Consider the following 25,958-nt stretch of genomic DNA (forward strand, 5'->3'; position numbering starts at 1 on the left):
TCCTCCGATAATATCCAGCGCTTCAGGATATCATTGGAGGGCACTGGTTCGTTGTTGTATGTATAAAATCGAATTTTTGTGAATGCTAATCAGAATGGAAGCTTATTTTTAGGAGGCGTCATTTTTTATGGCTAAGAGGCTTAGTCCAGAAAGCTTTGACTTTCCGGTAGACGAAATCAAGAGTGGTTTGTATAGCGATATTTATTTTTTGCGCACTCAGGAAATCCTTAATCAGGCTAATTATCATCCAACTGTTACGATGCAGATTTTCCAGCGTGATTATGCTACCCTGTGTGGGATAGATGAGGCAATTGCATTAATAAAAAAATGCTCATACCATCCTGAGAAAATTAAAATTCGTGCACTGCATGATGGTGATAAGATTGAGCCTTGGGAAACTGTTATGACCATCGAGGGCGATTTGGCGGATTTTAGCCATTTGGAGACAGTTTATCTTGGCATCATTGCCCGTCAGACAAAGGTAGCAACCAACTGTGCCAAGGCGGTGGAAGCTGCCAATGGCAAGCCGGTATTATTCTTCCCGTCGAGATTTGATCATTATGCGGTTCAGAAGGGGGATGGATATGCAGCAAAGATTGGCGGAATGGCCAATGTTTCTACTCCGGCCAATGCAATAACCTGGGGGATTGAGGCTGCCGGTACTATTCCACATGCACTGATTGCAGCTTGTGGTGGTGATACCTTAAAGGCTACACAAATGTTTGATGAGTATATTGACCCTAAAATCAGTCGTGTGGCATTAGTTGATTTCAATAATGATTGCGTGGGCACCAGCCTGAAGGTGGCACGGGAATTGGGCGATAAGCTGTATGGAGTTCGTCTGGATACCTCTGAAAAAATGGTGGATGTATCCTTGATTGGACAGATGGGACACTTTAAGCCGACTGGTGTTAACGAGCAGCTTGTGCGGAATGTTCGCGAAGCCTTGGATAATGAAGGCTTTAACCATGTAAAGATAATGGTTTCCGGTGGATTTAACCCGGAGAGAATCAGACTCTTTGAAACCAATCATGTGCCTGTTGATGTTTATGCAGTTGGCAGCAATATCTTTGCCACTAATGCTGATTTTACAGCCGATATAGTTTTGGTTGATGGTAAGCCTTGTGCAAAGGCCGGTCGTGCCTATAGTGACAATCCGCGCCTTGAGGATGTATGATATGGGTGATCTGGCAGTATTTGTTCTGGTATTCCTGATGGTGTTATACGCCTTCTGGGATGAACTGTTCACAAATTAAAATAGAATCTGCAGCAATGTGTTTTTGCTGCAGATTTTTTATGTAACGACTTTATGCCCGGTGATAAATCAAAAGCTATATATCCTAAAAAAAACATTTGCATATACTACTAAAATTAATAAAATTAAGATATATAATTATATTTATTAGTAGGAGCAGCATATGGAAAAATATTATTTAGGCATATTGCAAAATTCTCCGGGCTTGAATAGTGCAAAGCTGAGGAGATTATTGAATTTATGGGGGACTGCTGAGGCTGTTTGGAAGGCCCGGGTAGCTGATATTACCAAGGCGTGTATTTTGGATGACAGCAGTAAAGAAGCTTTTTTGGCTTTCAGGAAAACCAATGAGGACCTGCCATACAGTCTTGCAGAAAAATGTGAATCTCAGCATATAAGTATCTGCGATATCAATGATGATGTGTATCCAAAAAACTTAAAGGAAATATTTGATCCCCCATACGTTTTGTTTTATCGTGGAACTCTTCAAAATGATAAGCTTCGCATTGCCATTGTGGGGTCCAGGAAAATCTCACCCTATGGACGGGCAGCAGCCAAACAGTTCAGCGTTGATTTGGCGTCCTTAGGGGTGTCAGTTGTAAGTGGAGCTGCCTATGGAGTCGATACAGAAAGTCATAAGGGAGCACTGAGTGCAGGCACGACAGAGGCTGTGCTGGGATGTGGAATCGATGTGGTGTATCCCACCTCCAACAAAAAACTGTTGGCGGACATTGCTGAAAAAGGAGCAGTAATTTCTGAGTATTTACCCGGCACTCCACCGCTGAAGCATAATTTTCCTGCTCGTAACAGGATAATAAGCGGAATGGCCCGTGGAGTACTGGTGGTAGAAGCCGCCGAGCGAAGTGGCTCCCTGATAACAGCAGAATTGGCATTAAGTGTCGGCAGGGATATTTTTGCTGTACCCGGAAGCATTTTTGCTCCCGGAAGCCTGGGCTGTAACAAGCTGATTCAGCAGGGGGCCAAGCTGGTACTTGACACCAGGGATATAATGTCAGAGTATAGTGATATAATAAAAGTGAAGACTTTATCAGAAAAAAATGGTAATATGGAAAGGAATTTTTCATTGTCAGGTGATGAGGAACGAGTTTATTCCCTTTTATCACCTGATATACCTATGTCCATAGATGAAATAATTTATAAATTACATGGTTCAGATCCGGCTAATGTAGCTTTTTTGCTTCTACAGATGGAGTTCAAGGGATTGATACAAAGCGATGAATCCAATCTGTATGTAAAAAAATAAAAAGGGGGACATTTTGTGAGTGTGACGCAAAATGAAAAAAAAATAACTGCAGCTAAAACAGGTAAATCGTCTGGAAAGGGAAGAACAACCAAGAAAACTGTAAGGAGCTCTTCCAAGACAAACAAGAGCATATTGGTTCTTGTTGAGTCTCCTACCAAGGCAAAAACCATTGAGCGATATCTTGGTAAAGGATATGTAGTCAAGGCATCCATGGGACATTTGCGCGATTTGCCCAAGAGTCAGTTTGCTATAGATGTTGATAATGATTTTGCACCTAAATACATCAATATTCGGGGCAAGGGCGATCTTATAAGGGAATTAAAAAAAGAAGCCAAGAAAGCGGATAAGGTTTACCTGGCCTCTGACCCGGACCGTGAGGGTGAGGCTATAGCATGGCATTTGGCATATCTTTTTGATATAGACAGCAAATCAGATTGTCGTATTGTATTCAATGAAATAACCAAACCGGCTATTCAGGCTGCTGTAAAAGAGCCACATGCCATTAATTTGGATATGGTGGATGCTCAGCAGGCCAGGCGTATGCTTGACCGTATTGTGGGGTACAAGCTCAGTCCGCTCCTTTGGCGCAAGGTCAGGAAGGGGCTGAGTGCAGGTCGTGTCCAGTCCGTAACAGTCAAGCTGATTTGTGATCGGGAAAAGGAAATCATGGATTTTGTCTCCGTTGAATACTGGACGGTAGGCACCAAATTAAAAAAAGGTACTTCATCACAATTTGAGGGTGAGCTGACACTTATTGACGGTAAAAAGCTCAAGATCGATAACGGTGATGAGGCAAACGCTGTCAAGGAGGCCATGGCAAACTGCAAATGGCTGGTGGATGACATCAAGCAACGCCAGCGCGTACGCAAGGCAGCCGCGCCTTTTACCACCAGTAGCATGCAGCAGGATGCTGCCAGAAAGCTGGGTTTTACCTCCAAGCGGACAATGATGGTAGCCCAGCAGCTTTATGAAGGTATTGACCTGGGGCGTAAGGGGCCTGTGGGTCTTATAACATATATGCGTACAGACTCTACCCGTATATCTGAGCAGGCTGTGCAGGAGGCCAAGGATTACATTTTATCTGAATATGGTGGGGAATATTATCCTGCCAAGGCAAATGTATATCAGGCCGGCAAAAAGGCACAGGATGCACACGAGGCTATCAGGCCAACAAGTGCGGCTTTGACACCGTCCTCCATCGAAAAGTATCTGAGCAAGGAACAGTTTAAGCTCTATCAGCTGATATGGCAGAGATTTATAGCAAGCCAGATGGTGCCTGCAGTATTTGACATGCTTGCAGTGCAGATTAAAAACAATGCTTCCGTGTATAAGGACAGGGAATTTGTTCTGAAGGCAAATGGCTCAAAAATGAAATTCCCGGGCTTTATGAAGGTTTATACCATGGCTGATTCCAAGGAAAAGGATGTTGTATTGCCTGAAATGTCAGTGGGAGATGAAATCAGGCTGATGAAGGTTGAGCCTGTGCAGCATTTTACGGAACCACCTCCACGGTATAACGATGCTTCACTGGTAAAGACCCTTGAGGAAGCAGGCATTGGGCGTCCGAGTACCTATGCACCAATTATTGAAACTATTTTGGCCAGAGGATACGTACAGCGGGTAAGCAAGAATTTCCAGCCTACGGAGCTGGGTATCATTGTCGTGGACATGCTGCAGGAGTACTTTAAGGATATAGTTGATGTCAAATTTACGGCAGGCCTTGAGGGTGAGCTGGACAGTATTGCAGAAGGGACAGTGGACAAGCTGACACTTTTGCGGAAATTTTATGGAGCTTTTTCAGAAACCTTGGAAAAGGCAGATGCGGCAATTGGCCATGTGGAGCTGCCTGTTGAGGTATCAGATGTTCCCTGTGAATTATGTGGCAGAATGATGGTGGTAAAGCAGGGTAGATTTGGTAAGTTTTTGGCTTGTCCGGGATTTCCGGAGTGTCGAAACACCAAACCTATTTTGAAGGAAACAGGGGCTATATGCCCTAAATGTGGCGGTAATATCGTAGGTAGGAAAACCCGTAGGGGTAAGACCTTTTTCGGTTGCAGCAGATATCCGGAATGCGATTTTGCCACCTGGGATACTCCTCAAAAGGAGACCTGCCCAAAATGTGGCTCTCTGCAGCTTAAGCATTATTACCGCAATGGCCGGGGAGTATTGTACTGCTATAACGATAAGTGCGAGACCAGAATAGACAATCCTATCAATAAAGAACTTTTAAAGCAAAAGAAAAAATCTGAAAAAGCAAAAGAGGAAAAAGATGGATAAAATTATAGTTGTTGGGGCAGGCCTGGCCGGCAGTGAGGCAGCCTGGCAGTGTGCCCGGCAAGGGGTTCATGTTGATCTTTATGAGATGCGTCCAATCAAGAAGACGCCTGCGCACAAAACGGATTTATTTGCGGAGCTGGTTTGCAGCAATTCTCTTAGGGGAGCCGGACTGGAAAATGCAGTCGGTGTCCTGAAGGAGGAGATGCGTCGCCTGGGCTCCATAGTTATAGAAGCTGCAGATGCTACAAGGGTACCTGCTGGCGGAGCTCTGGCAGTTGATCGTACAGGTTTTAGCCGATACATCACAGACAAGGTCACAGGGCATCCTATGATCAAGGTGATTCATAAAGAGCTTGAGGATATACCTTTTGAGGATGATGCAGTCACCATTATAGCTACAGGACCCCTGACGGATGGCAAAATGGCCGAGTCAATAGGGCGTCTTATGGGGCAGGATTATTTTTATTTTTATGATGCCGCAGCTCCTATTGTTACCTTGGACTCCATAGACATGACCAAGGCATGGAAGGCCTCCAGGTATGATAAAGGCGAGGCGGCTTATATTAATTGCCCCATGAACAAGGAGGAATATTCCAGCTTCTGGAAGGAATTGATCAATTCAGAAAAGGCTGAAACCCATAATTTTGAAAAAGAGATTTTTTTTGAAGGGTGTATGCCGGTGGAAGAGATGGCATCCAGGGGCGAGGATACTTTGCTTTTCGGCCCATTGAAACCGGTTGGATTGGTAAATCCTGCCGATGGTAAATTGCCATACGCTGTGGTACAGCTCAGACAGGATAATGCAGATGGGACATTATACAATATGGTGGGGTTTCAGACTCATTTAAGATGGCCTGAGCAACGCAGGGTATTCGGTATGATTCCCGGGTTGGAAAATGCTGAATTCGTAAGATATGGTGTCATGCACCGTAATACTTTTATCAATTCACCTGAGAAGCTGGTTCCCACCATGCAGTTCAAGGAAAATGAGAGATTGTTTTTTGCCGGGCAGATGACCGGGGTGGAGGGGTATGTAGAATCTGCTGCCTCCGGGCTTGTGGCAGGACTTAATGCAGCAAGAATATGTCAGGGCCGATCACCGGTTGTATTCCCACAGGAGACAGCCCATGGCTCCCTTTGCCATTACATTACTACTGCGCCGGCCAAGCATTTTCAGCCTATGAATGTTAATTTTGGTATTATGAGCCCCATTAAGGAAAAGATTCGCGATAAAAAATTAAAAAAACAACGAATTGCTGAGCGGGCACTTTCGATATTGGAGAAATTCAGGCAACATCTGTGAGGAAGCGGGGAGATTTTATGGATACACAGTTTCATGCCACTACAATAGTGGCAGTTAAGCATAATGGTAAAACAGCAATAGCTGGTGATGGGCAGGTTACCTTTGGACAGAATACCATCATGAAGGCTAATGCCCGCAAGGTACGGCGCCTTTATCATGGCAAGGTTCTGGCCGGTTTTGCCGGGTCTGTAGCGGATGCGTTTACCCTCTTTGAAAAATTTGAGGCCACCCTTGAAGCCTATAACGGAAATCTTCCCCGGGCATCTGTGGAGCTTGCCAAGGAATGGCGTACAGATAAGGTCTTAAGGAAGCTGGAAGCGTTGCTGCTGGTGGCTGATAAAGAAAATTTGTTGATGATATCCGGTAATGGTGAGGTCATTGAGCCGGATGGTGCTGTAGGGGCCATTGGGTCCGGAGGCTTTTATGCACTGTCGGCAGCCAGGGCATTGGTCAAACATACCGATATGTCAGCGGCGGACATTGCCAAGGAGGCACTTACTATTGCAGCTGATATATGCGTATATACAAATCACAACATAAAGGTTGAGGAATTGGATTAGTTGTTGGGGGAACATTAATATGAATGAACAGACACCTAGACAGATTGTTGAAGCGTTGGACAAATATATTGTGGGGCAGCGTGAAGCCAAACGCTCAGTGGCTATAGCCCTTCGCAATCGTTGGCGCAGCCGGCAGCTTGACAGTGAAAGCATGAAAGACGATATTGTGCCCAAGAATATTTTGATGATTGGGTCTACCGGAGTGGGTAAGACCGAAATTGCCCGTAGATTGGCCAAGCTGGTTCAGGCACCCTTTATAAAGGTTGAGGCCACTAAATTTACTGAAGTAGGCTATGTAGGACGGGATGTAGAGTCCATCATCAGGGATTTGGCTGAGACGGCAGTCCGCATGGTGCGTGCCTCCAGGTTAGAGGAGGTACAGGAAAAAGCGGCAGAGCTGGCCGAGGAAAGGATTTTGGATGTAATGGTTCCTGAACCAAAAAAATCTGTGGTAAATCCTTTTGGACAATTATTTGGCGGCACAGAAGAAGCTGGTGATGAGGATACAGAAAATGAACCTAAACAGTATCAGGCCGGTCGTGAATGGTGCCGCAAAAAGCTGTTGGCCGGTGAATACGAAGATAAGTTGATTGAAATTGATGTAGAGGATACCAACAAGCCGATTGTAGGAATGTTTGCGGGGTCATCCCTGGAAGGCATGGGGGACAATCTCCAGGATATGTTGGGAAGCATGATGCCGAAAAAACACCGTAAGCGTAAGGTTACAGTGGAGAATGCCCGCAAGCTGTTCAAGCAGGAAGAGGCCATGAAGCTTGTTGATATGGAAGAGGTAACTGAAGCAGCAATCAGTCTGGCTGAAAACAGTGGTATTGTCTTCCTGGATGAAATAGACAAGGTAGCATCCAGCGGTAATCACGGTGGGGCTGATGTTTCCCGTGAAGGCGTGCAGAGAGATATACTGCCAATCGTTGAAGGTTCTACGGTTATGACCAAATATGGACCGGTCAAAACAGATCATATTCTCTTTATTGCTGCCGGTGCTTTTCATATTGCCAAACCATCTGACCTTATACCGGAGCTGCAGGGGCGTTTTCCGATAAGAGTGGAGCTTACTGCCCTGGATAAGGATGATTTCAAACGGATATTGACTGAACCGCAAAATGCTTTGATTAAACAGTACAAGGCTCTTATGGGAACTGAGGGGATAGACCTCGAGTTTACTGACGGAGCTGTGGAACGGGTGGCCAAGCTGGCTTGTGATGTTAACAATCAAAATGAGAATATTGGAGCCCGGCGTCTGCATACAATTTTGGAAAAGCTGTTGGAGAATCTGTCCTTCGAGGCCCCTGATATGGAAGAAAAGCATGTGGTTGTCGATGAAAAATATGTGGATGAAGCCTTGGCGGAAATTGTTGTTAACCAGGATGTGAGTCAGTTCATTCTTTAAGACCGTTTAAATTTTGTTAAAATAAATAAAAAATTAAAAATAATCACAAATTTTGTGATTATTTTTAATTTTTATGATAGAATATACACCATGAGAACAAATGACTTGTGGGAGGATAAACAATGGCAACACTTTTGGAGAAAACGAGAAAAATAAATAGAGTGCTGCAACGGTTTCACAATGTGCAATACAAGGAGATAGCAACTGTCCTGAGTAATGTTATCGATGCCAATACATATATTGTAAACATTGAAGGAGAAATTCAGGGATATGCATTCCAGGACGATTTCGAATGCAGTCTGATGGTGGATAATGTAGTGGCTGTAAAAAAATTTCCGCGGCATTATGTCAACTGGCTTAATAAAATAGATGAAACCTCGGCAAATCTCAGGTCAAAATCAGGCCTGTGTGCTTTTGTGGATGATTCGGAGACACCATGTAAATTCCATGGAAAAAATACCACTATTGTGCCGATATACGGTGTGGGTGAGCGCATTGGGACATTGATAGTGGCCAGATATAATGAAGACTTTACCAATGATGATTTGTTGCTTGTTGAATACGGTGCTGCAGTTGTTGGAATGGAAATGCTCCATGACCAGGCACGCAAGAATCAGGAAGAAAATCAGCAGCGGGCTCATGTAAAAATGGCCCTTCGCACATTGTCATTTTCTGAGGCTGTGGCAACGGTCAACATCTTTGCTGAACTGGATGGTAAGGTGGGTGTAGTAAACGCATCAAAGATTGCCGATAAGCTGGGCATAACCAGGTCGGTAATTGTCAATGCCCTTCGTAAGCTGGCATCGGCCGGGGTGGTATTTCCTGAATCCCAGGGAATGAAGGGGACGCATATAAGTATTTTGAATGATTACCTGATAGAAGGTATAGCAGAAATGGCCAAGGAAAAATTAATCCTGGATCCAGGAAAAAATTAGGCCAAAGGGTAAGTTATTTTCGCTTTTATCGCATGATTTTGTTTGGGATAGGGTGTCCTTGATAAAAGAATTATGTAAATGAAAAAAGTTAATAATTTTTAGGTATATTGGATTTTAAGTTTAAAACATATGGATTTTTTCAATGCAGGGAGCTTTATAAGAGATTGCCCTGCTTTTTTTTAACAAAAATTGTGACAAAAGTAATGGATAATTAATCCTTGTCGGTAGGCAAAAAGTCATAACATTCATTTTTTTTTTTAAAAAATGTTAATATTTCTTCTTAAAATGCTATAATGATGATAAAATGAGTATAAAAGGATATTGTCATTTAAAATGGTCGTTTTGTGTGCAAATGAATAAAATTTTGATAGATTTCTACAGAGAGGGTCATGCTGATGTTAGAGCATATTGTTAACTCATCTACCATGGATTATTTGTCGCGGGGAATGGCTGCGGCAAATCTCAGACAAGAGGTTATAAGCAATAATATAGCAAATGTAAATACACCTCGCTTCAAAAAAAGCGATGTGGTTTTTGAAAGCCTTTTAGCCAAAGAGCTTGGCTATGGTGAAAACGATAATAAGCTGAAGATGGTCAGGACTAATGACAGGCATTTGCCTCAGCCTGTAGGTGGCAAGGCTGCTCCGGTCGTGGAAATGCAGGATACAACTTCCATGAGAGTCGATAAGAACAATGTTGACATCGACAAGGAAATGGCTAACCTGGCCAAGAATCAGATTTACTTTAATGCGATGGCCAAGGAAATGGGTGGCTACATACAAAAGATTAAGACTACAATTACCAGTAAGTGATAATTCTGGTTGAAAAGATATGGCTGATGTATAAGATTCATAAGCATATATAGATTGGAGAACGATTATTATGAGTATGTTTGGTGGTATAGATGCTGCTGCTTCGGGACTGACGGCGGAGCGTCTCAGAATGGATGTTATATCCAATAATATAGCTAATGTCAACACTACCAGAACCGAGAAGGGAACGCCTTACAAGCGTAAGTTTGTAGTATTTGAACCAAGGGAAATGCACAATAAGAATTTTGCCAGGGTCCTCGCCGGGGAGATATCCAAGAGCGAGTTCGGCAAAAAGAGCGGTGACGGTGTAAGGGCAGTTGGCATTATGGAAGACAACAGCATGGGGAAAATGGTTTATGATCCGGCGCATCCTGATGCCAATGCAGATGGTTATGTGGAATTGCCAAATGTGAATATTGTCAACGAGATGGTTGATATGATCACGGCATCCCGTGCTTATGAAGCCAATGTAACCACAATTAATGCAGCAAAGAGTATGGCCTCACAGGCCTTGAATATAAGTAAATAAATGAGGTGACATGATGCAGATAGAGACATTACAAATGACACCGGTGTCTATGCATGCTGAGAGCCATTTGGGAGAAAGTAAGGAACCTCCTGTAGTCAAGAGCTTCGGAGAATATCTTGGAGATGCTCTTGGCAATGTCAATGCGTTGGAAAAAGAATCAGAAAAAATGAATGCAGCTTTGGCAGCCGGACAGGTTGAAGATATATCACAGGTTGTTGTTGCTGCTGAAAAAGCTGATATTGCTTTACAGCTCACCCTTCAGGTTAGAAACCGTGCCGTGGAAGCTTATCAGGAAATTATGCGCATGCAGGTCTAATTTCTTGAATTTATAAGCAAACCATGGTGAAGGGATTGAGATGATGGGCGAGTGGAAAGAAAAATACCTTCAGCTTTGGAATAAGCTTACCAAGAGACAGCATTACATGGCTATTGGCGGTGTAGTACTTATACTTATTCTTATTTTAGCTGGTAGCTTTATGTATGGTGGCAAGCCTGATATGGTGCCGTTGTTTACCAATATGGAAACAAAGGATGCTGGTGAGGTCGCTGCAAAGCTGAAGGAAAATAAGGTTTCTTACGAGGTTCAGGAAACAAAGCAGGGGACAACTATTCTGGTCCCGGCTGCAGATGTCCATGAAGCTCGGTTGAACCTTGCGACTGAGGGCCTGCCACATGGCAATAAGGGCTTTGAGATATTTGATGATAGCAAACTGGGAGTTACCGAGTTTCAGAACCGGGTTAATTACCTGCAGGCACTTCAGGGAGAACTGACAAGAACAATTGAACAGATTGAGGCCGTTGAAAAGGCCAGGGTTCACATTGTCCTTCCGGAAGACAGCCTTTATAAGAAAAATGAAAAGCCGGCGACAGCTTCTATAATGTTGAAGCTGAAACCTAATACCCAGTTAAATAAAAAAGAGATTAAGGGAATTGTAAACCTTGCCTCAAGGAGTATCCAGGGATTGTTACCGGAGAATATCACCGTTGTGGATGAGACCGGTAAGATTCTTAATGACCCTGATGACGATGAAGAAAATAATGTAAGTATGCAGACATTGACACAGCTGGAGATGACCCGTAAGGTTCAGGACCGGATGCAGAAGAATGTTCAGACCTTGCTTGATCAGGCTTTAGGCGAGGGGCGTTCTTATGTGCGCGTTAATGTCGAATTGGATTTTGATCAGCGTCAGACTGATAAGCAGACATTTACTCCTGTAGTAGATGAATCAGGTATTATCCGCAGCGAGCAGACTGTAAATGAGTCCTATAACGGAACATCAAATGCTCCTGGTGGTCCGGCAGGAACCCAGTCAAATGTTCCAGGGTATGTGGCTGTTGATAATAATACCAATGCCAATTATTCAAAGAAGGAAACTACCAAAAATTATGAGATAAATGAAGCAAAGGAGAAGACAGTTGCTTCTCCTGGGTCTATCCGTCGTGTCAACATAGCTGTATTGGTTAATGACGATATCACTCCGGCACAGCAGGAAAGCATTATGCGTTCTGTTTCCTCGGCCGTTGGCATTGACCAGGAGCGTGGTGATACCGTATCGGTTGAGCCGTTGCCATTTAGTACTGAGCTTGCTGACAAGCGTGCAGCTGAGGAACAGGCAGAAAAGGATCGCCAGGCCAGGAATATGTATATTGCCATAGCTTTGGTAGTATTGATTATCGCATTGATCGTTGGCTTCATAATTATGAGAAAGCGCAAGATGGAACGCTTGGCAAGAGAAGCTGCAGAAGAGCAGGCAAGACTGGAAGAGGAAGAGAGACAGCGTTTGATGGAGGAGCGTGCTGCTGCTATTGAGTCCGGTGAGGTTGAGCCGGAAGAGCTCACAGAGGAGGAGCAGGAACACCTCAACGAGCGTCAGGTCATCGAAGAACTCATTCGCAACAAGCCTGCAGAGGTTGCTTTGCTTGTTAAGACTTGGCTGTCGGAGGAATGATGACAATGGATATGTATGGTGATAAAGAACCAGAATTGACAAATCAACAAAAGGCAGCTGTGCTTTTTATAACGCTCGGTCCTGAATATTCTGCTATGCTGTTTAAGCATATGAATGATGAGGAAATTGAGAAACTGACATTGGAAATTGCCAATCAGAAGCAGGTTTCCCATGAACAGAAAAAGGCTGTTATCAAAGAGTTTTATCAGATGGCTATGGCGAAGGATTATCTGTCATCTGGTGGTCTGGAATATGCACAGAATGTTTTGGAAAAGGCATTGGGTGCGGAGAAGGCTTCTATGATAATCAGCCGTCTGACCACGAGCTTGCAGGTCAGACCATTTGATTTCCTTCATAAAACCGATCCGAGCCAGCTCCTTAACTTTATACAGAATGAGCATCCTCAGACTATAGCACTGATAATGGCTTATCTTGATCCTGATCAGGCAGCTACGATTTTGACATCCCTGCCACAGGACAGACAGGCTGAGGTTGCCAAGAGAATAGCAATTATGGACCGTACATCCCCGGATGTTTTGCGTGAAGTTGAGAGGGTGTTGGAGCGTAAACTGTCAGCACTTGTTACTCAGGACTTTACAGATGCCGGCGGTGTCAAGGCTATTGTTGAAGTCCTCAACCGCGTTGACCGTACCACTGAAAAGGGCATTGTTGAGCAGTTAGAGGTTGATAATCCAGAGCTTACCGAGGAAATCAAGAAGCTCATGTTTGTATTTGAGGACATCGTAATGATCGACGATCGTTCCTTGCAGATGGTACTCCGCGAGGTGGACACCAAGGATCTTTCCTTGGCACTCAAGGCGACCAATCAGGATGTTCAGGGCAAGGTATTCAAGAATATGTCCAAACGAGCAGGTGATATGCTGCGTGAGGAAATTGAATACATGGGACCTGTTAAAATCCGCGATGTTGAGGAAGCTCAGCAGAGGATTGTAAATGTCATCCGCCGGTTGGAAGAGAAGGGTGAAATTGTTATTTCCCGTGGAAAGGGTGACGAAATGATTGTCTAGGGTTCTGAAAGGCGTAGTTTGGCAGGAGGATCCGCGTATCGTTGATACTCCAAAGTTTGAGAAGCCTGAAGTTGAAGTTGTGGAAATGGATGATGAGACCCGTGATAATATCATGCGAAACATCCGGAAGAAGGAAGAACAGGCAGCACAACAGTTAAAGGATGCTCAGATTGCCAGCGAAATCATAAAACAGGAAGCTAAAGCTGAAGCTGAAAAAATATTGGAGGAAGCAAAGCAGGAAGCTGATAAAATAAAAGAAGAGGCCAGGGAAGCCGGACATCAGGAAGGCTTCGAGGCAGGCAAGGCTGAAGGCTTTGAAAAAATCCAGCAGGAGCAGCATCAGATTATTTTGGATGCAAACGACAAGGCAGAGCGCACAATAAAAGCCGCTCAGGAAGAAGCCTTGGAATATGTTACCAAAGCAGAAAATACCATAGCTGAAATGGTAATGAGTATCGCTGATAAGGTGATACCGCAGCATTTTATAGATATGCCACAGATGGTTTTGCCCCTGGTGCAAAATGCCATACAGAAGGTCAAGGATCAGCCGCAGGTTGAAATCAGGGTGGCTCCTGATGTGTATGAACTTGTTATCATGGCCCGGTCTGAATATTTGGCCAGTATGGAAGGGAAGGCTGAACTGTCCATAGTATCTGATGAAACCTTAAAGGTCGGTGACTGTGTGATTGAGTCGCCTAATGGTACAGTAGATGCCAAGCTGTCCACGCAGCTTGAGTTAATAAAACAGTCAATTAGGGATGTTATGAAGTAATGGATATCAACCTGAAAAAATTTACTGATGCGATTGAAAACTGCAAATCAATGAAAATGATTGGCAAGGTTGTGCAGATGGTAGGTCTGGTAATTGAATGTCAGGGACCAAATGTCAGCATGGGAGAGCTGTGCTATGTTAAATCGCATTTTGAGGGTGTGGAACCTGTTCCTTCTGAGGTCGTTGGCTTTAGAGATGGGTTTGTGCTGTTGATGCCCCTGGGGGACTCAAAGGGCATAGGTCCGGGCTGTGAAGTAGTTTCGGCGCAAAAGGTGCTTCAGGTTAAGGTTGGGCCAGAGCTTTTGGGCAGGGTCATTGATGGTTTGGGAAATCCCATAGATGGCAAGGGCCCAATCCTCTGCCGTGAGGAGTATCCGTTACAGGCTGATCCGCCTGCACCGTTGGACCGACCTGTTATTCAGGAGTCCCTTTATGTTGGAGTCAGGGCAATTGACGGCCTGATTACCATGGGTCAGGGACAGCGTATTGGAATCATGGCAGGAAGTGGTGTTGGCAAATCCACTTTGCTGAGTATGATAGCCCGTAATACTGAAGCTGATATAAGTGTTATTTCCCTGGTGGGAGAGCGTGGCCGTGAGGTCAAGGAATTTATTGAACGAGATCTTGGAGAAGAGGGCCTTAAGCGTTCTGTTGTTGTTGTTGCTACCTCTGATAAGCCTGCATTAGTGCGTATCAAAGGGGCCATGACTGCCACTGCAATTGCTGAATACTTCCGGGATCAGGGCCGTAAGGTTATTTTGATGATGGATTCTGTTACGCGTTTTGCAATGGCCCAGCGTGAGGTTGGTTTGACAGTCGGTGAACCACCGGCAACAAGAGGCTATACACCATCAGTTTTTGCTCTGCTCCCTAGGCTTTTGGAGCGGGCAGGTACTAGTGAAAAGGGTTCAATAACCGGAATATACACGGTTTTGGTTGATGGTGATGACATGAATGAACCTATAGCTGATGCTGTGCGCAGTATTCTTGACGGGCACATTGTTTTATCGAGAAACATCGCCGCACAAAATCATTTTCCTGCGATTGATGTGCTTAGCAGTGTCAGTCGTGTTATGTCAGCTGTAGTTCCTGATGAGCATATGAATGCCAACAGAAATCTTAGGGCTCTGATGGCAGTTTATAAAGAGGCTGAGGATTTGATTCATATAGGTGCGTATGTTAAGGGCTCCAGTGCAAAAATCGATGAGGCCGTAGAAAAGATAGATAAAATAAATGAATTTTTGTGCCAGGGTGTATTTGAAGTTGAGAGCTTTGATGATACAATAAAGCGCCTTGAAGCTATTTGAGGTAAAGCCCCATGAAAAAGTTTAAGTTTCAGCTGGAAACCTTATTGAAGGTTACTAAAATGAATAAGGAACAGGCCCAGGTGGAACTTGCTGCAGCGACCAAAAAGCTGGAAGAGGCCAGAGCTCACCTGGTGGAGCTATTGGAACAGATGGCTCAGGGACATAAGGATTATGATGCCCTGACGAGCAAGGGTACAATCACTCTGGGAACATTGATGACATACAACAGCTTCTTTAATTGGAAGCGTGAACAGATTGAACACCAGCAGCATTACATTATGGAGTGTCAGTCAGAACGAACAAAACGGATGCAGGAACTGGTGAAAATAATGAATAAGCTTAAGAGCATTGAACAGCTGAAGGAAAAGAGATATCAGCAGTATATGGCTGAGGTGCTTTTTGAGGAACAGAAATTATTGGATGAAATAGGCGGACAGCTTTATTTCAGGAATATGGGATAACAGCTGTTATTGAAGTTTTGGTGGTGATTTATCATGATGCGAATAGAAGGGCTGGAGAGTGTAGTCCAGCGTATTAATGAACTGAATGACCGTTTTGGCATTGCCAAGAAGGCGTATAATGCCAATTCAGCCGGAAACAACACTTTTGCTGCTGAACTGAAGGCCGCAGAGGGAAAGCTGAATCCTGCAAAAGCTGACAGCCCAGTTAACGCCTCATCAGGTCTGGATGGTGATATAGGCAGTATAATCAATACTGCTGCAGCAAAGTATAATGTTGATCCAAGGCTTGTAGCAGCGGTAGCTCAAACGGAATCCGGGGGCAGGCAGTCAGCTGTTTCTTCGGCGGGAGCAATAGGAATTATGCAGCTTATGCCTGATACCGCCGCTTCCTTGGGAGTTGATCCATATAACAGGCAGCAGAATATTGAAGGCGGCACCAAATATATAAAGCAGATGCTGGATACCTTCAATGGAGATGTCAAAAAGGCTGTGGCAGCATACAATGCAGGTCCGAAGGCTGTTAAGGATTATGATGGAGTTCCACCTTATCAGGAGACCCAAAATTATGTTAATAAGGTGCTGGACATTTATCGATAATATTTATATAGGGTGAATTTGATGGACGAGAACGAAGAGCTTGAGGATTCTGGCAAAAAGCCGGGAAAATTCAAAAAAATATTGAAAATTCTCATCATGTTAATTGTATTGATTATATTGGTAATTGCCGGGTTCTTTATAGGGATTTATTTTAAGCTGATTGATTCCAATGACATAAATGAGAAGTATGAATTATATAACATGCCGATAATTGGCGAATATTTTGTTAAGCCGGCAGGGCAGGAATCCTCCTCAGTTGATGAGGCGGTGTCCAAAACTGAACCAAAGGCTGAGGACAAGAAAAAAAGCAAAAATTCAAAGCCGGTAGTGCTTTCCAAGGAGGAAATTGAAAAACAGACCAAGGAAAGACAGGCAGCTGAACGAAAGCGTGTGTCCAAGCTGGCCAGATTATATAATGAGATGAAGCCGGAGGATGCAGCAAAAATTCTGGAGGGTATGGATGATGATATTGTAATATCCATACTTCAGAGAATGGATGAATCCCAGGTTTCTCAGGTGCTTACCAAATTTGATACTGACAGGGCAGCCAATATTACCAAGGTGATGTATAATGGACTGCCGAAGAGGGTAATGCAGAATCCTGCTATTAACGATCAAAATCAGAATAAAGAACCTTAATGATGCTTTAATAATTTTATGCTAGGATAATCTTGCTAATAGTTGATTTGCCACCTACCAGGTGGATAATCATATATTATTATTTTAAAAGGAGGTGAATATATGGGAACTAATGTAAGTGCAAACCTTTTTACAACAGCACCGGCTGTTGCAGGACCAGGAGCTAAACCAGTCAACGCGTCGTCAGTGGATGGTCGCAGCAATGTTGGGGGGCATTCCGACAAGAATTTTTCTTCTGAATTAAAGAATGCTGTCGCCGATGATAAGACATCTGCAGCTGTGCAGCCTGAAGAAAATGCTGTTGCTACGAATGAAGCCGTGCCTGCCGAAAGCAAAGCTGAAGTAAAAGGGGATTCCTCCGCAGAGGTGGTTGAGACAGCCAAAACTGATGCTGACAGCGATATGACTGAGGTTGATGTAAAAGATGCTGAACCGTCAGATATTACTGATATTGAAGCAGAGAATGTTTTGGTACAAATGCCAATGGCCGAACTGACAACATATTTTGCACCGGTAACTGACAATGCCAAGAGTATTGAGGTAACCGGGGAAGTGAATATCAGTGATAAGGTTGAGGCAGTCACCCTTTCCGGTCAGGTTGAAAGCGCAGTGAACGAAGCGGTCAATGTGTTAAATGCTGATAATGTTGCATCTGCTGAAAAGGTAGTGACAATGACTGCTGAAAAGGTAGTGACAATGACTGCTGAAAAGGCAGGAAGTGTTTCTTTGAAGCAGGTTCAACCGGAAGCTGGCGAAACCAGTCAGATGCCGGAGATGCAGCAGGCAGATCCAGCAAACAGACAGGGTGAGCCTGGTGTGGCAACAAGTGTACAGCAGAATGCTGCCAGAGCTAATGCTGATCAGATTGATGTACAGCAAACTGTTCAGACTGCTCTGAAAGGAACGCTTGAAAATCCACAGCCTAAAACTATCGAAGCCTTGTTGAATCCGACAGTACAGGTTGCCAAGGAATCAGGAAGTGTTAATGAGACCCAGGCACAGCAATCTGCAGCTATGACAAATGAGCAGCAAATGCTGGCAGTATTGGCTGGTAAGCGGTTTGTAAACCGTACACCTCAGGACAATAGTTCTCAACCGGTACAGACTGATGGCACTGAATATCAGTTGCAGGACCAGGCTGTAGTGGGACAGGCAGCCGCCCGCACAATGGCTACTGTTAATCAGAAAGTGGGGAATACCTCTGTTATTGAGGAGATGAATACTCTCCTTGGACAAGAAGTAACCATGACTGTTGACAGTACTGCCAGGGATTTATCAGGATTTGGAGACCAGGGGGCTTCACAGGGACAACCACAAAATTTCCAGCAGGCAGTAGCCCAGACTTTGCCGGATGGGCAGATAGGGCAGGTAGATGAACCGGTGGCATTTAACCAACAGATTGATTCAGCACAGATGGCGAATCCATCAGTTGCCGGAAACATAGTGTTGGAAAATAATGCGCAGGTAGAATCACCACAGGCAGTTAATCAGCCACGAGCCGATTACAACATCAATGAACAGATTGTTCAGCAGGCCAGATTACTGAGAACTGCAGAGAACACAGAAATGGTAATCAAGCTCAATCCTAGACATCTTGGAGATCTTACTCTCAAGGTCGCAGTAAACAGCAATGGCGGTGTTACCGCAACCTTCCATACCGATAATGTTCAGGTAAGGGCGTTGCTTGAAACTTCCATGATTCAGCTGCAAAAAGACCTTAACGAGCAGGGAATCAAGGTCGACAGTGTTGAGGTCCAGACGGGATTAGCCGATGGACAGCTTCCGGAGGGACAAAGTCAGGGCTATTACCAGCAGCAGGAACAGCAAAAAATCAGAACTCAGAAAATTGACCTGAAGGATTTTGAGGATGATGTGGAAAGCCTGGCAGCTGAGCCGGTAAATAACGCGGTCGAGGTAATTCGTGACAGCGAAGGCAATAAGATTTCTGACGGTGTTGATTACACAGTATAATTTTAGAAAGGAGATTAAACTATGGGAAGTTCTTTAAATACCATTACAGTAGATGGTGTTACCTATGATTACGATGAATACCAGAAGAAGATGGGAGTTTCCTCATCTGAAGTGGGGAAGAAAAGTGAATTGGATAAGGATGCATTCCTTTCTCTGCTGGTAACCCAGATGCAATATCAGGATCCACTTTCACCTATGGATAATACCGAGTATCTTGCTCAGTTGGCACAGTATTCCTCATTGGAGCAGATGACCAATGTTGCCAGCAAGCTGGAGGATGTGTACACTTTGGTGGAAAACATCGATTCATCTACTTTGGTAGGTCAGCTTAGCGGGATGATTGGCAAGAATGCACAGTGGCAGGTTGATGGTATCAAATATGAGGGAACCATTACCGGTGTCAGCATTTCTGACGGTTCACCATCCATAATTGCTTCTGTTAAGGATGCAAGTGGTACTGAATACGCCACCAAGGTTGACATTTCAAATCTGACCAGGGTTGGCGATAGTGTATAAGTTTTTTTGGAGGCAAATATGAGTGACTCAAGAATACTTTTTCCGTCACAACAGATTTTGCCCGTGGGAAATTCCAGTCACAGCCAGGCTACAGGCAGGACTAATACAACTGCCGTAACAGGTGCTTCCTTTGCTGATATATTGCAGAAAACCTCAAATAAGGTGATATTTTCCAATCACGCCATGCAGCGTTTGGAAAACCGCAATTTAAATTTCAGTGAACAGGATTTAAAAAAGCTGGATGATACTGTAGCAAGGATGGCACAAAAGGGCGCCAGGGAATCACTCATTTACATGAACGATACCGCATTGGTTGTCAGTGTTGCCAATAGGACTGTAATTACTGCCATGGATGGATCTAGTGCAAGGGAAAATATATTTACAAATATTGACAGTGCGGCGATAATATAACGGACAAAAGCCCGTTAAAACACAATAGCGTGAACAGCTTGGACCTTTTTAGGAGAGCTTGAAAGACTGACTGACTGATGTCTTTTCACAATAGCCGCATCAGACAAAGAAAAGGAGATTGATTCATTATGATGCGTTCACTTTTTTCCGGTGTATCCGGACTCAAAAATCATCAGACTCGTATGGATGTTATCGGTAACAATATTTCCAATGTAAATACCACCGGCTTTAAATCCAGCCGTGTAAATTTTGCTGACTCCCTGAGCCAGACTCTGACCTCGGCTTCCGCAGCCAATGGTACATTGGCCGGTACAAACCCAAAGCAGATTGGTCTTGGATCAGTAATGTCAAGCATTGATGTAAACTTTAAGGATGGTTCGGTACAGAGCACCGGCCTGAACACAGATTTGTGCTTGTCCGGTAATGCATTGTTTATAGTTCAGCAGGGCAACCAGACCTACTATACCCGTAATGGTGCGTTCTTGTTTGATGCAGATGGTAATTTCGTAAATTCTGATGGACTATATGTCCAGGGATTTATGAACAATTCTGTAACTGAGCATGATGCTATTAATACCAATGGAGGTATATCAAATATTACTGTTCGTGCCGGCAAGTCCATGCCTTCGGCTCAGACGGAGTCTATCGATTACATAAACAATTTAAATGCATCTACGCCAACTATTGAGAGTATGACAGTAACTGCAAGTGATGGAAGTACATCCTCGCCTACTGAGGCCACTATTGATGGTACCAATAATGTATCTGCAGTGCTGACCCTTTCTGATGGCACTAATCTGACTGTAACATCAGGTACATATACTGTTGGGCATAGCGTACCAATTTCGACAACAGTGAATGTTTATGATTCCTTGGGGGCAAAGCATGTTGTTCCGGTGACTGTTGAAAAAACAGGTGCTGATAAATGGTTGGCAAAGCTCAGTGGTGCTACTTATCCTACTTCCGGTGATCCTTATTTGAAAATAACTGAAGATGATGGTACTACCACTACAATAACCATGACTGATACTACTATTCCGTTTACATCAGAAGGAGCATTTGATACCAGTACCGGCGGTACAGGTACCATGAAACTAACATATACCAATGGAGCAGCTGATCAGAGCGTGACCGTAACTTATGCAAATCTTACCCAGTACGCAAATTCCAGCACCATTAATGCTGAGGCTGATGGGTATGCTGCCGGTACCTTGGAGAGTGTAAGCATTGATAAGTCAGGTATTGTTTATGGTACCTATACCAATGGTGTGCTTCGCCAGGAGGCTCAGATTGCTGTTGCACAGTTTACTAATGCTTCAGGTCTCACCAAGAATGGTAATTCCCTCTATTTGGAGTCCCAAAACTCCGGAACTCCTAATGTGGGAACCTCCAGTGGCTTTGGTGTAACCATTACTGCCTCTGCCTTGGAAATGTCTAATGTTGATGTAGCCAATGAGTTCAGTGACATGATTATTACCCAGCGTGGATTCCAGTCAAACTCCAAGATCATCACAGTATCAGATGAGCTGCTGGAAACACTGATTAACATGAAGAGATAATTGAAATTTTAAATGCTGTTTGTTGGTGGGTGCCCACTGGCACCTGCCAATAAATGGCAGAATTTGAATGAGGGGGAGCTTATGATGATTAAGCTTACAAAGTTTAACTCTGATAAGAGTAAAAAAGGGGAATTTATCCTAAACGCAGAAATTATAGAAACAATTGAGGAAACTCCAGATACTGTAATCACTCTTACTAATGGCAAAAAGCTTATTGTTGAGGAAGATATGGAAGATGTGGTGCGCATGGTGATGAAATATAAGCGTGCCATTTTTAAATGATTATTTAAGGACATAGTCTAATAGTCTAATGTTATATATTATTTGCTATAAATAGTTGTATTTTGGTCTAATATTGTTACAATAAAGATATTGAATATATTTTGATAAACTTTCCTTTATCAATGATATAGATAAAAACAAAGGAGTGACATACAATGGCTGATGAAGAGAAGACTGAAGAGCAGGCACCTGAAGCAGGGAAGTCAAAAAAACTTTCTCCTATACTGATAGTTGTTGTCCTTATAGTTATTGGATTCTTGTTATCAGGCACTATAGCCTACTTTATTACGACACAGCTTGTTAATACAGGTGGCAGTGTTTCTGGTGGAGAAGTGAAAAATCATGATCCTGGCGTGTTTGTAAAGCTGGGTGACCCTAAAGAGGGCCTGATTGTAAATGTTGGCGGAATAAAAGCCAGCAGGTTCCTCAAGATTGGTATTGTAATGGAATTAAATCCTGAGAAAGAAGAAATTGTTAAGGAAGGAAAGCTTGTTCCAATGGCTGAAACCAAAATTATGGATTCAACCCTACAGATTCTTCGCACAATAAAGATTGAAGAGTTGGATGCCAACAAGCAGGATGACCTCAAGGCGAAGCTAAAGGCAGAGGTCAATAAGGCGTTGGGTGAAGGCAGTGTTTTTGATGTATATATCACCAGCTTTATGCTTCAATAAATGATATACATTACTATATATACTTTTGAATATGAGAAGGAAAGGGGGATGAAGCTTGGCAGATGATGTATTATCGCAATCTGAAATAGATAAACTACTGGCGCAGTTTGCTTCCGGTGAAGCAGATGCTGAAGAGATGCAAAAGGAAGAAAACCAAAAAAAGGTTAAATCTTACGACTTTAAGCGCCCGGATAAGTTCTCTAAGGATCAGATCAGAACATTAAATATGCTGCATGACAACTTTGCGCGGTTATTCAACACATATTTGTCCACATACCTGCGTGCACTTGTTTCTGTTGAAGTTGCGTCAGTTGAGCAGTTGACATATCAAGAGTTTGTTCAATCGCTTTCAAACCCTAGTGTTATTGGAATTTTGGCAGTACCACCTTTAAAGGGAAATATCATCATGGAGATGAATTCCGGTATTGCGTTTTCTATTATAGACCGTGTTTTCGGTGGGCAGGGAGAGAATACCATCAAGTCACGGGTTTTGACGGAAATAGAGGAGGCTGTTATCAGGAGGATTTTTGATAAAGCCTTGGGACATTTGCGGGAAGCTTGGTTTAATGTTGTTCAGTTCAATCCAAAGATGGAAGCAATGGAGTCAAACCCGCAGTTTGCCCAGATAGTTCCACCTAGTGATATGGTTGTTATCATTACGCTTCAAACTAAAATTGGTTCTGTGGAAGGCTTTATGAATATATGTATTCCATATTTGGTTCTTGAACCGATTATGTCAAAGCTGACTACCACTTTCTGGGTTGCGGCTAACCTTTCCAAGGAAGAGCACCCGGAACATGAAGAAATGATTCAAAAGAAGCTTAGAAAGACAAAGGTCCCTGTTATCATACAAATGGGACAATTTGACATTTCAGTTCGTGAGTTCCTGTCGCTGAGTTATGGAGATGTATTACAGCTTGATACGAAGGTTGATGATGAACTGAAATGTATAATCGGCAATAATACTAAATTCTATTGCCGACCAGGTACAGCCGGCAAAAAAGCGGCTGTCCAAATTACACGATTGATTACGGAAGGAGATGAAGGCACTAATGGGTGATGCACTTACACAGGAGGAGATTGATGCGCTGATGAACGGTGGTGGAGCTCCTTCTAGCAGTGATCCAGAGCCTACTGAGGCTGCACCGGCTTCTTCCGATGCTGAAGCAGGGAGTATGCTTTCAGATATAGAGAAAGATGCTTTAGGAGAGATTGGTAATATTTCAATGGGGAGTGCGGCAACAACATTGTCCGTACTTTTGGGTCATAAGGTTAATATTACCACACCGACTGTTAAGCTAGATACCATTGCGACCATCAAGGATGAATATCCAATGCCATATTTGGTGGTTGAAGTTGGTTATGTTATTGGTATTAATGGTAACAACATTCTGGCCATACAGGCACAGGATGCTTCAATCATTGCCGATTTGATGATGGGTAATGATGGTCTTAATCCGCCACAGGAGCTCAATGAAATACATATGAGTGCCGTTGGCGAGTCCATGAATCAGATGATGGGGACAGTGGCAACGTCATTGTCTACCATGTTCAACAAGAAAATTGATATTTCACCTCCGAAGGTAAATCTTGTTGACTTCGGGACTGGGGAAAACAATGAAGTTGATTCTATCCTGGGAGAAAATGCTCCGGTTGCAAAGATATCATTCCGCATGGAAGTTGACGGTCTTATTGATAGTGAGATCATGCAGATTCTTCCGTTGGATGTAGCCAAGGAAATGGTTGAGTTCCTGATTAATGGTGGGGCACAGCCTGAAGAAGAACCAGAACCGGCACCAGCACCAGCTGCCCCGGCTCCGGCACCGGCACCTGCCCCGGCTGCAGCACCAGCTCCGGCTCCTGCACCAGCTCCGGCTCCGCCACCTCAGGCTCCACCAATGATGGCACCTCCTCCTGGAGGCCAGCCAATATATGCTCCACCTGCACAATATGCACAATCTGCAGTGGTTGGGGCAGGCGTTCCGGTTCAGAGTGCGCAGTTTGCACCGCTTACTAATGAACCGGTTGAGGCCAATACAGCCAACATAAGTCTCATTCAGGATGTACCGCTGCAAGTTACTGTAGAACTTGGACGGGCCCGGAAATCAATTAAGGAGATTCTGGAATTCTCCACTGGTTCAATCATTGAACTGGATAAATTGGCTGGTGAGCCTGTAGACATTCATGTCAATGGTCAGTTGACTGCAAAGGGTGAAGTCGTAGTAATTGACGAAAACTTCGGCGTTCGTATTACTGAGATTGTAAGTCCTTTGGAAAGAGTACAAAGCCTGTGATTTAGTTGGGCGCTGCCTGACAATTTTACGATATGGGTTATGGCTCGACATTTCATGAGTACAGCCTGTGGCTTAATGCCTGCGTTGTTGGATAGAAGCTTTGATGGGCTTGGTAGTACTTGTTAAATCGAAATGTTTAATATATAATATAATAAGAGTAGTATAAGTAGATAATATTTCAATTCAGGATATGAGAATATTAATGAGGAGAGATGACAAATGGCAGTAAGAGTATTAGTAGTAGATGATGCGGCATTCATGAGAATGATGGTAAAGGACATTTTATCAAAGAATGGTTATGAAGTCGTTGGAGAGGCTGAGAATGGTATGAAGGCTCTGGAGAAGTATCAGGAGCTGAAGCCAGATCTTACTACTATGGATATTACCATGCCTGAGATGGATGGTATCAGCGCCGTAAAAGAAATAAGGAAAATAGATCCAAATGCAAAAATTGTTATGTGTTCTGCAATGGGTCAGCAGGCTATGGTTATTGAAGCAATTCAGGCCGGAGCCCGTGATTTTATTGTAAAGCCATTCCAGGCAGATCGTGTTCTTGAAGCCGTTCGCAAAGCAGTTGGCTGATGAAGAACTGGAGTCATTTCTGCTCCATGGCATCTGTCCTATGTATATTTATATTGGTGTTATCAGTGCTGTCGCCGGATTGTCTGGCGGCAGCTGATTCGGCTAATAATGGTGGATATCTAGCTGGTTATGAGAATACCGATCCACAACCTTCTCAAATGTCATGGTGGTCAACATTGGCATATTTAATCAGTCTTTTGGCTGTGTTTGCCTTTGTGGTTGTCATGGCATATTTTGCGTCTAAATTTTTAGGCGGGAGGTTTGCCAATGCTACCGGTCAAAGTGGTGGCAAGATTTTGGAGCATTTGCCATTGGGACCAAATAAATCGGTTTGTGTTGTGGAATTAGGCGGTAAAACCCTGATGTTGGGAGTTACGGATCATCAGGTGACATTATTGGGTGAAGTGACTGATCCTGAGGAGATTGAACGGCTGCGAAGGCAGTCCATAATTCAGCCAATAGACGATAGTATATTTGCCAGCCAGCTGTCGACACTGGACCAGATGACAAAAAGGATACCTTCCTTTATTAAGGACAGTATAAAACGGAGAAGATAGGGGTTGTGAAGCTTGA

The 25,958-nt window shown here is 43.7% G+C and carries 27 protein-coding genes; all 27 read left to right on the forward strand.

Features of this window, described 5'->3' with window-relative positions; genetic code table 11:
• The first annotated feature begins 127 nt into the window (after positions 1–127).
• Entirely contained in the window at positions 128–1,177 is a 1,050-nt protein-coding gene (locus K6C05_RS03470; RefSeq protein WP_296731267.1) for a nicotinate phosphoribosyltransferase, read from the forward strand.
• 241 nt (positions 1,178–1,418) lie between these two features.
• Positions 1,419–2,519: a DNA-processing protein DprA gene (dprA, locus tag K6C05_RS03475; RefSeq protein WP_296731270.1), complete on the forward strand. Its 1,101-nt coding sequence runs from the start codon at positions 1,419–1,421 to the stop codon at positions 2,517–2,519.
• 132 nt (positions 2,520–2,651) lie between these two features.
• The gene (topA, locus tag K6C05_RS03480) at positions 2,652–4,796 is read left to right on the forward strand and encodes a type I DNA topoisomerase (protein WP_296731348.1); all 2,145 of its coding nucleotides are present in this window, start codon (positions 2,652–2,654) and stop codon (positions 4,794–4,796) included.
• Positions 4,789–6,099: a methylenetetrahydrofolate--tRNA-(uracil(54)-C(5))-methyltransferase (FADH(2)-oxidizing) TrmFO gene (gene trmFO, locus K6C05_RS03485; RefSeq protein WP_296731273.1), complete on the forward strand. Its 1,311-nt coding sequence runs from the start codon at positions 4,789–4,791 to the stop codon at positions 6,097–6,099. Before topA ends, trmFO begins: the two co-directional genes overlap by 8 nt.
• 17 nt (positions 6,100–6,116) lie before the next feature.
• Positions 6,117–6,659, forward strand: coding sequence for an ATP-dependent protease subunit HslV (gene hslV, locus K6C05_RS03490; protein ID WP_296731276.1), 543 nt, complete (start codon positions 6,117–6,119; stop codon positions 6,657–6,659).
• A gap of 19 nt (positions 6,660–6,678) precedes the next feature.
• Positions 6,679–8,067 carry an ATP-dependent protease ATPase subunit HslU gene (gene hslU, locus K6C05_RS03495; protein ID WP_296731280.1) on the forward strand — a complete coding sequence of 463 codons (1,389 nt, stop codon included), beginning with the start codon at positions 6,679–6,681 and terminating at the stop codon, positions 8,065–8,067.
• Positions 8,068–8,189: 122 nt separating this feature from the next.
• Complete coding sequence (gene codY / locus K6C05_RS03500) at positions 8,190–9,002, forward strand: GTP-sensing pleiotropic transcriptional regulator CodY (protein WP_296731281.1); 813 nt, start codon at positions 8,190–8,192, stop codon at positions 9,000–9,002.
• Between the two features lie 395 nt (positions 9,003–9,397).
• Positions 9,398–9,814 (forward strand): flagellar basal body rod protein FlgB, encoded by a 417-nt coding sequence (gene flgB / locus K6C05_RS03505; RefSeq protein ID WP_296731283.1) that lies wholly within the window; start codon positions 9,398–9,400, stop codon positions 9,812–9,814.
• A gap of 70 nt (positions 9,815–9,884) precedes the next feature.
• Positions 9,885–10,343, forward strand: coding sequence for a flagellar basal body rod protein FlgC (gene flgC, locus K6C05_RS03510; protein ID WP_296731286.1), 459 nt, complete (start codon positions 9,885–9,887; stop codon positions 10,341–10,343).
• 13 nt (positions 10,344–10,356) lie between these two features.
• Positions 10,357–10,659 (forward strand): flagellar hook-basal body complex protein FliE, encoded by a 303-nt coding sequence (gene fliE, locus K6C05_RS03515; RefSeq protein ID WP_296731351.1) that lies wholly within the window; start codon positions 10,357–10,359, stop codon positions 10,657–10,659.
• Positions 10,660–10,702: 43 nt separating this feature from the next.
• A complete protein-coding gene (fliF, locus tag K6C05_RS03520; RefSeq protein WP_296731353.1) occupies positions 10,703–12,292 on the forward strand; it encodes a flagellar basal-body MS-ring/collar protein FliF in 1,590 nt (529 codons plus the stop codon).
• Between the two features lie 11 nt (positions 12,293–12,303).
• A complete protein-coding gene (gene fliG, locus K6C05_RS03525; protein WP_296731358.1) occupies positions 12,304–13,320 on the forward strand; it encodes a flagellar motor switch protein FliG in 1,017 nt (338 codons plus the stop codon).
• A complete protein-coding gene (locus K6C05_RS03530) occupies positions 13,313–14,092 on the forward strand; it encodes a FliH/SctL family protein (RefSeq protein ID WP_296731288.1) in 780 nt (259 codons plus the stop codon). The genes fliG and K6C05_RS03530 overlap by 8 nt, the downstream gene beginning before the upstream one ends.
• A complete protein-coding gene (gene fliI, locus K6C05_RS03535) occupies positions 14,092–15,399 on the forward strand; it encodes a flagellar protein export ATPase FliI (RefSeq protein ID WP_296731291.1) in 1,308 nt (435 codons plus the stop codon). Before K6C05_RS03530 ends, fliI begins: the two co-directional genes overlap by 1 nt.
• An 11-nt stretch (positions 15,400–15,410) precedes the next feature.
• Positions 15,411–15,860, forward strand: a complete 450-nt coding sequence (fliJ, locus tag K6C05_RS03540) for a flagellar export protein FliJ (protein ID WP_296731293.1) — start codon at positions 15,411–15,413, stop codon at positions 15,858–15,860.
• A gap of 33 nt (positions 15,861–15,893) precedes the next feature.
• Complete coding sequence (locus tag K6C05_RS03545; RefSeq protein WP_296731296.1) at positions 15,894–16,457, forward strand: lytic transglycosylase domain-containing protein; 564 nt, start codon at positions 15,894–15,896, stop codon at positions 16,455–16,457.
• Between the two features lie 21 nt (positions 16,458–16,478).
• Positions 16,479–17,096 carry a magnesium transporter MgtE gene (locus tag K6C05_RS03550; RefSeq protein ID WP_296731299.1) on the forward strand — a complete coding sequence of 206 codons (618 nt, stop codon included), beginning with the start codon at positions 16,479–16,481 and terminating at the stop codon, positions 17,094–17,096.
• Between the two features lie 102 nt (positions 17,097–17,198).
• Positions 17,199–19,067, forward strand: a complete 1,869-nt coding sequence (locus K6C05_RS03555) for a flagellar hook-length control protein FliK (RefSeq protein WP_296731302.1) — start codon at positions 17,199–17,201, stop codon at positions 19,065–19,067.
• A 21-nt stretch (positions 19,068–19,088) separates the two neighbouring features.
• Positions 19,089–19,583: a flagellar hook capping FlgD N-terminal domain-containing protein gene (locus tag K6C05_RS03560; protein ID WP_296731305.1), complete on the forward strand. Its 495-nt coding sequence runs from the start codon at positions 19,089–19,091 to the stop codon at positions 19,581–19,583.
• Between the two features lie 18 nt (positions 19,584–19,601).
• On the forward strand, positions 19,602–19,994 hold the full coding sequence (locus tag K6C05_RS03565) for a TIGR02530 family flagellar biosynthesis protein (RefSeq protein ID WP_296731308.1): 393 nt from the start codon (positions 19,602–19,604) through the stop codon (positions 19,992–19,994).
• 128 nt (positions 19,995–20,122) lie between these two features.
• Positions 20,123–21,553, forward strand: a complete 1,431-nt coding sequence (locus K6C05_RS03570; RefSeq protein ID WP_296731310.1) for a flagellar hook protein FlgE — start codon at positions 20,123–20,125, stop codon at positions 21,551–21,553.
• 84 nt (positions 21,554–21,637) lie between these two features.
• Positions 21,638–21,835 (forward strand): flagellar FlbD family protein, encoded by a 198-nt coding sequence (locus K6C05_RS03575; protein WP_296731361.1) that lies wholly within the window; start codon positions 21,638–21,640, stop codon positions 21,833–21,835.
• Between the two features lie 155 nt (positions 21,836–21,990).
• Positions 21,991–22,509, forward strand: coding sequence for a flagellar basal body-associated FliL family protein (locus K6C05_RS03580; RefSeq protein ID WP_296731313.1), 519 nt, complete (start codon positions 21,991–21,993; stop codon positions 22,507–22,509).
• Positions 22,510–22,564: 55 nt separating this feature from the next.
• The gene (fliM, locus tag K6C05_RS03585) at positions 22,565–23,569 is read left to right on the forward strand and encodes a flagellar motor switch protein FliM (RefSeq protein ID WP_296731316.1); all 1,005 of its coding nucleotides are present in this window, start codon (positions 22,565–22,567) and stop codon (positions 23,567–23,569) included.
• Entirely contained in the window at positions 23,562–24,803 is a 1,242-nt protein-coding gene (gene fliY, locus K6C05_RS03590) for a flagellar motor switch phosphatase FliY (protein ID WP_296731318.1), read from the forward strand. Before fliM ends, fliY begins: the two co-directional genes overlap by 8 nt.
• Before the next feature lie 219 nt (positions 24,804–25,022).
• The gene (locus K6C05_RS03595) at positions 25,023–25,385 is read left to right on the forward strand and encodes a response regulator (protein ID WP_290655737.1); all 363 of its coding nucleotides are present in this window, start codon (positions 25,023–25,025) and stop codon (positions 25,383–25,385) included.
• A complete protein-coding gene (gene fliO / locus K6C05_RS03600) occupies positions 25,385–25,942 on the forward strand; it encodes a flagellar biosynthetic protein FliO (RefSeq protein WP_296731321.1) in 558 nt (185 codons plus the stop codon). The genes K6C05_RS03595 and fliO overlap by 1 nt, the downstream gene beginning before the upstream one ends.
• Positions 25,943–25,958: the final 16 nt, after the last annotated feature.

Source organism: Anaerovibrio sp. (assembly GCF_024697385.1).
In the GTDB taxonomy this organism is placed as follows: domain Bacteria; phylum Bacillota; class Negativicutes; order Selenomonadales; family Selenomonadaceae; genus Anaerovibrio.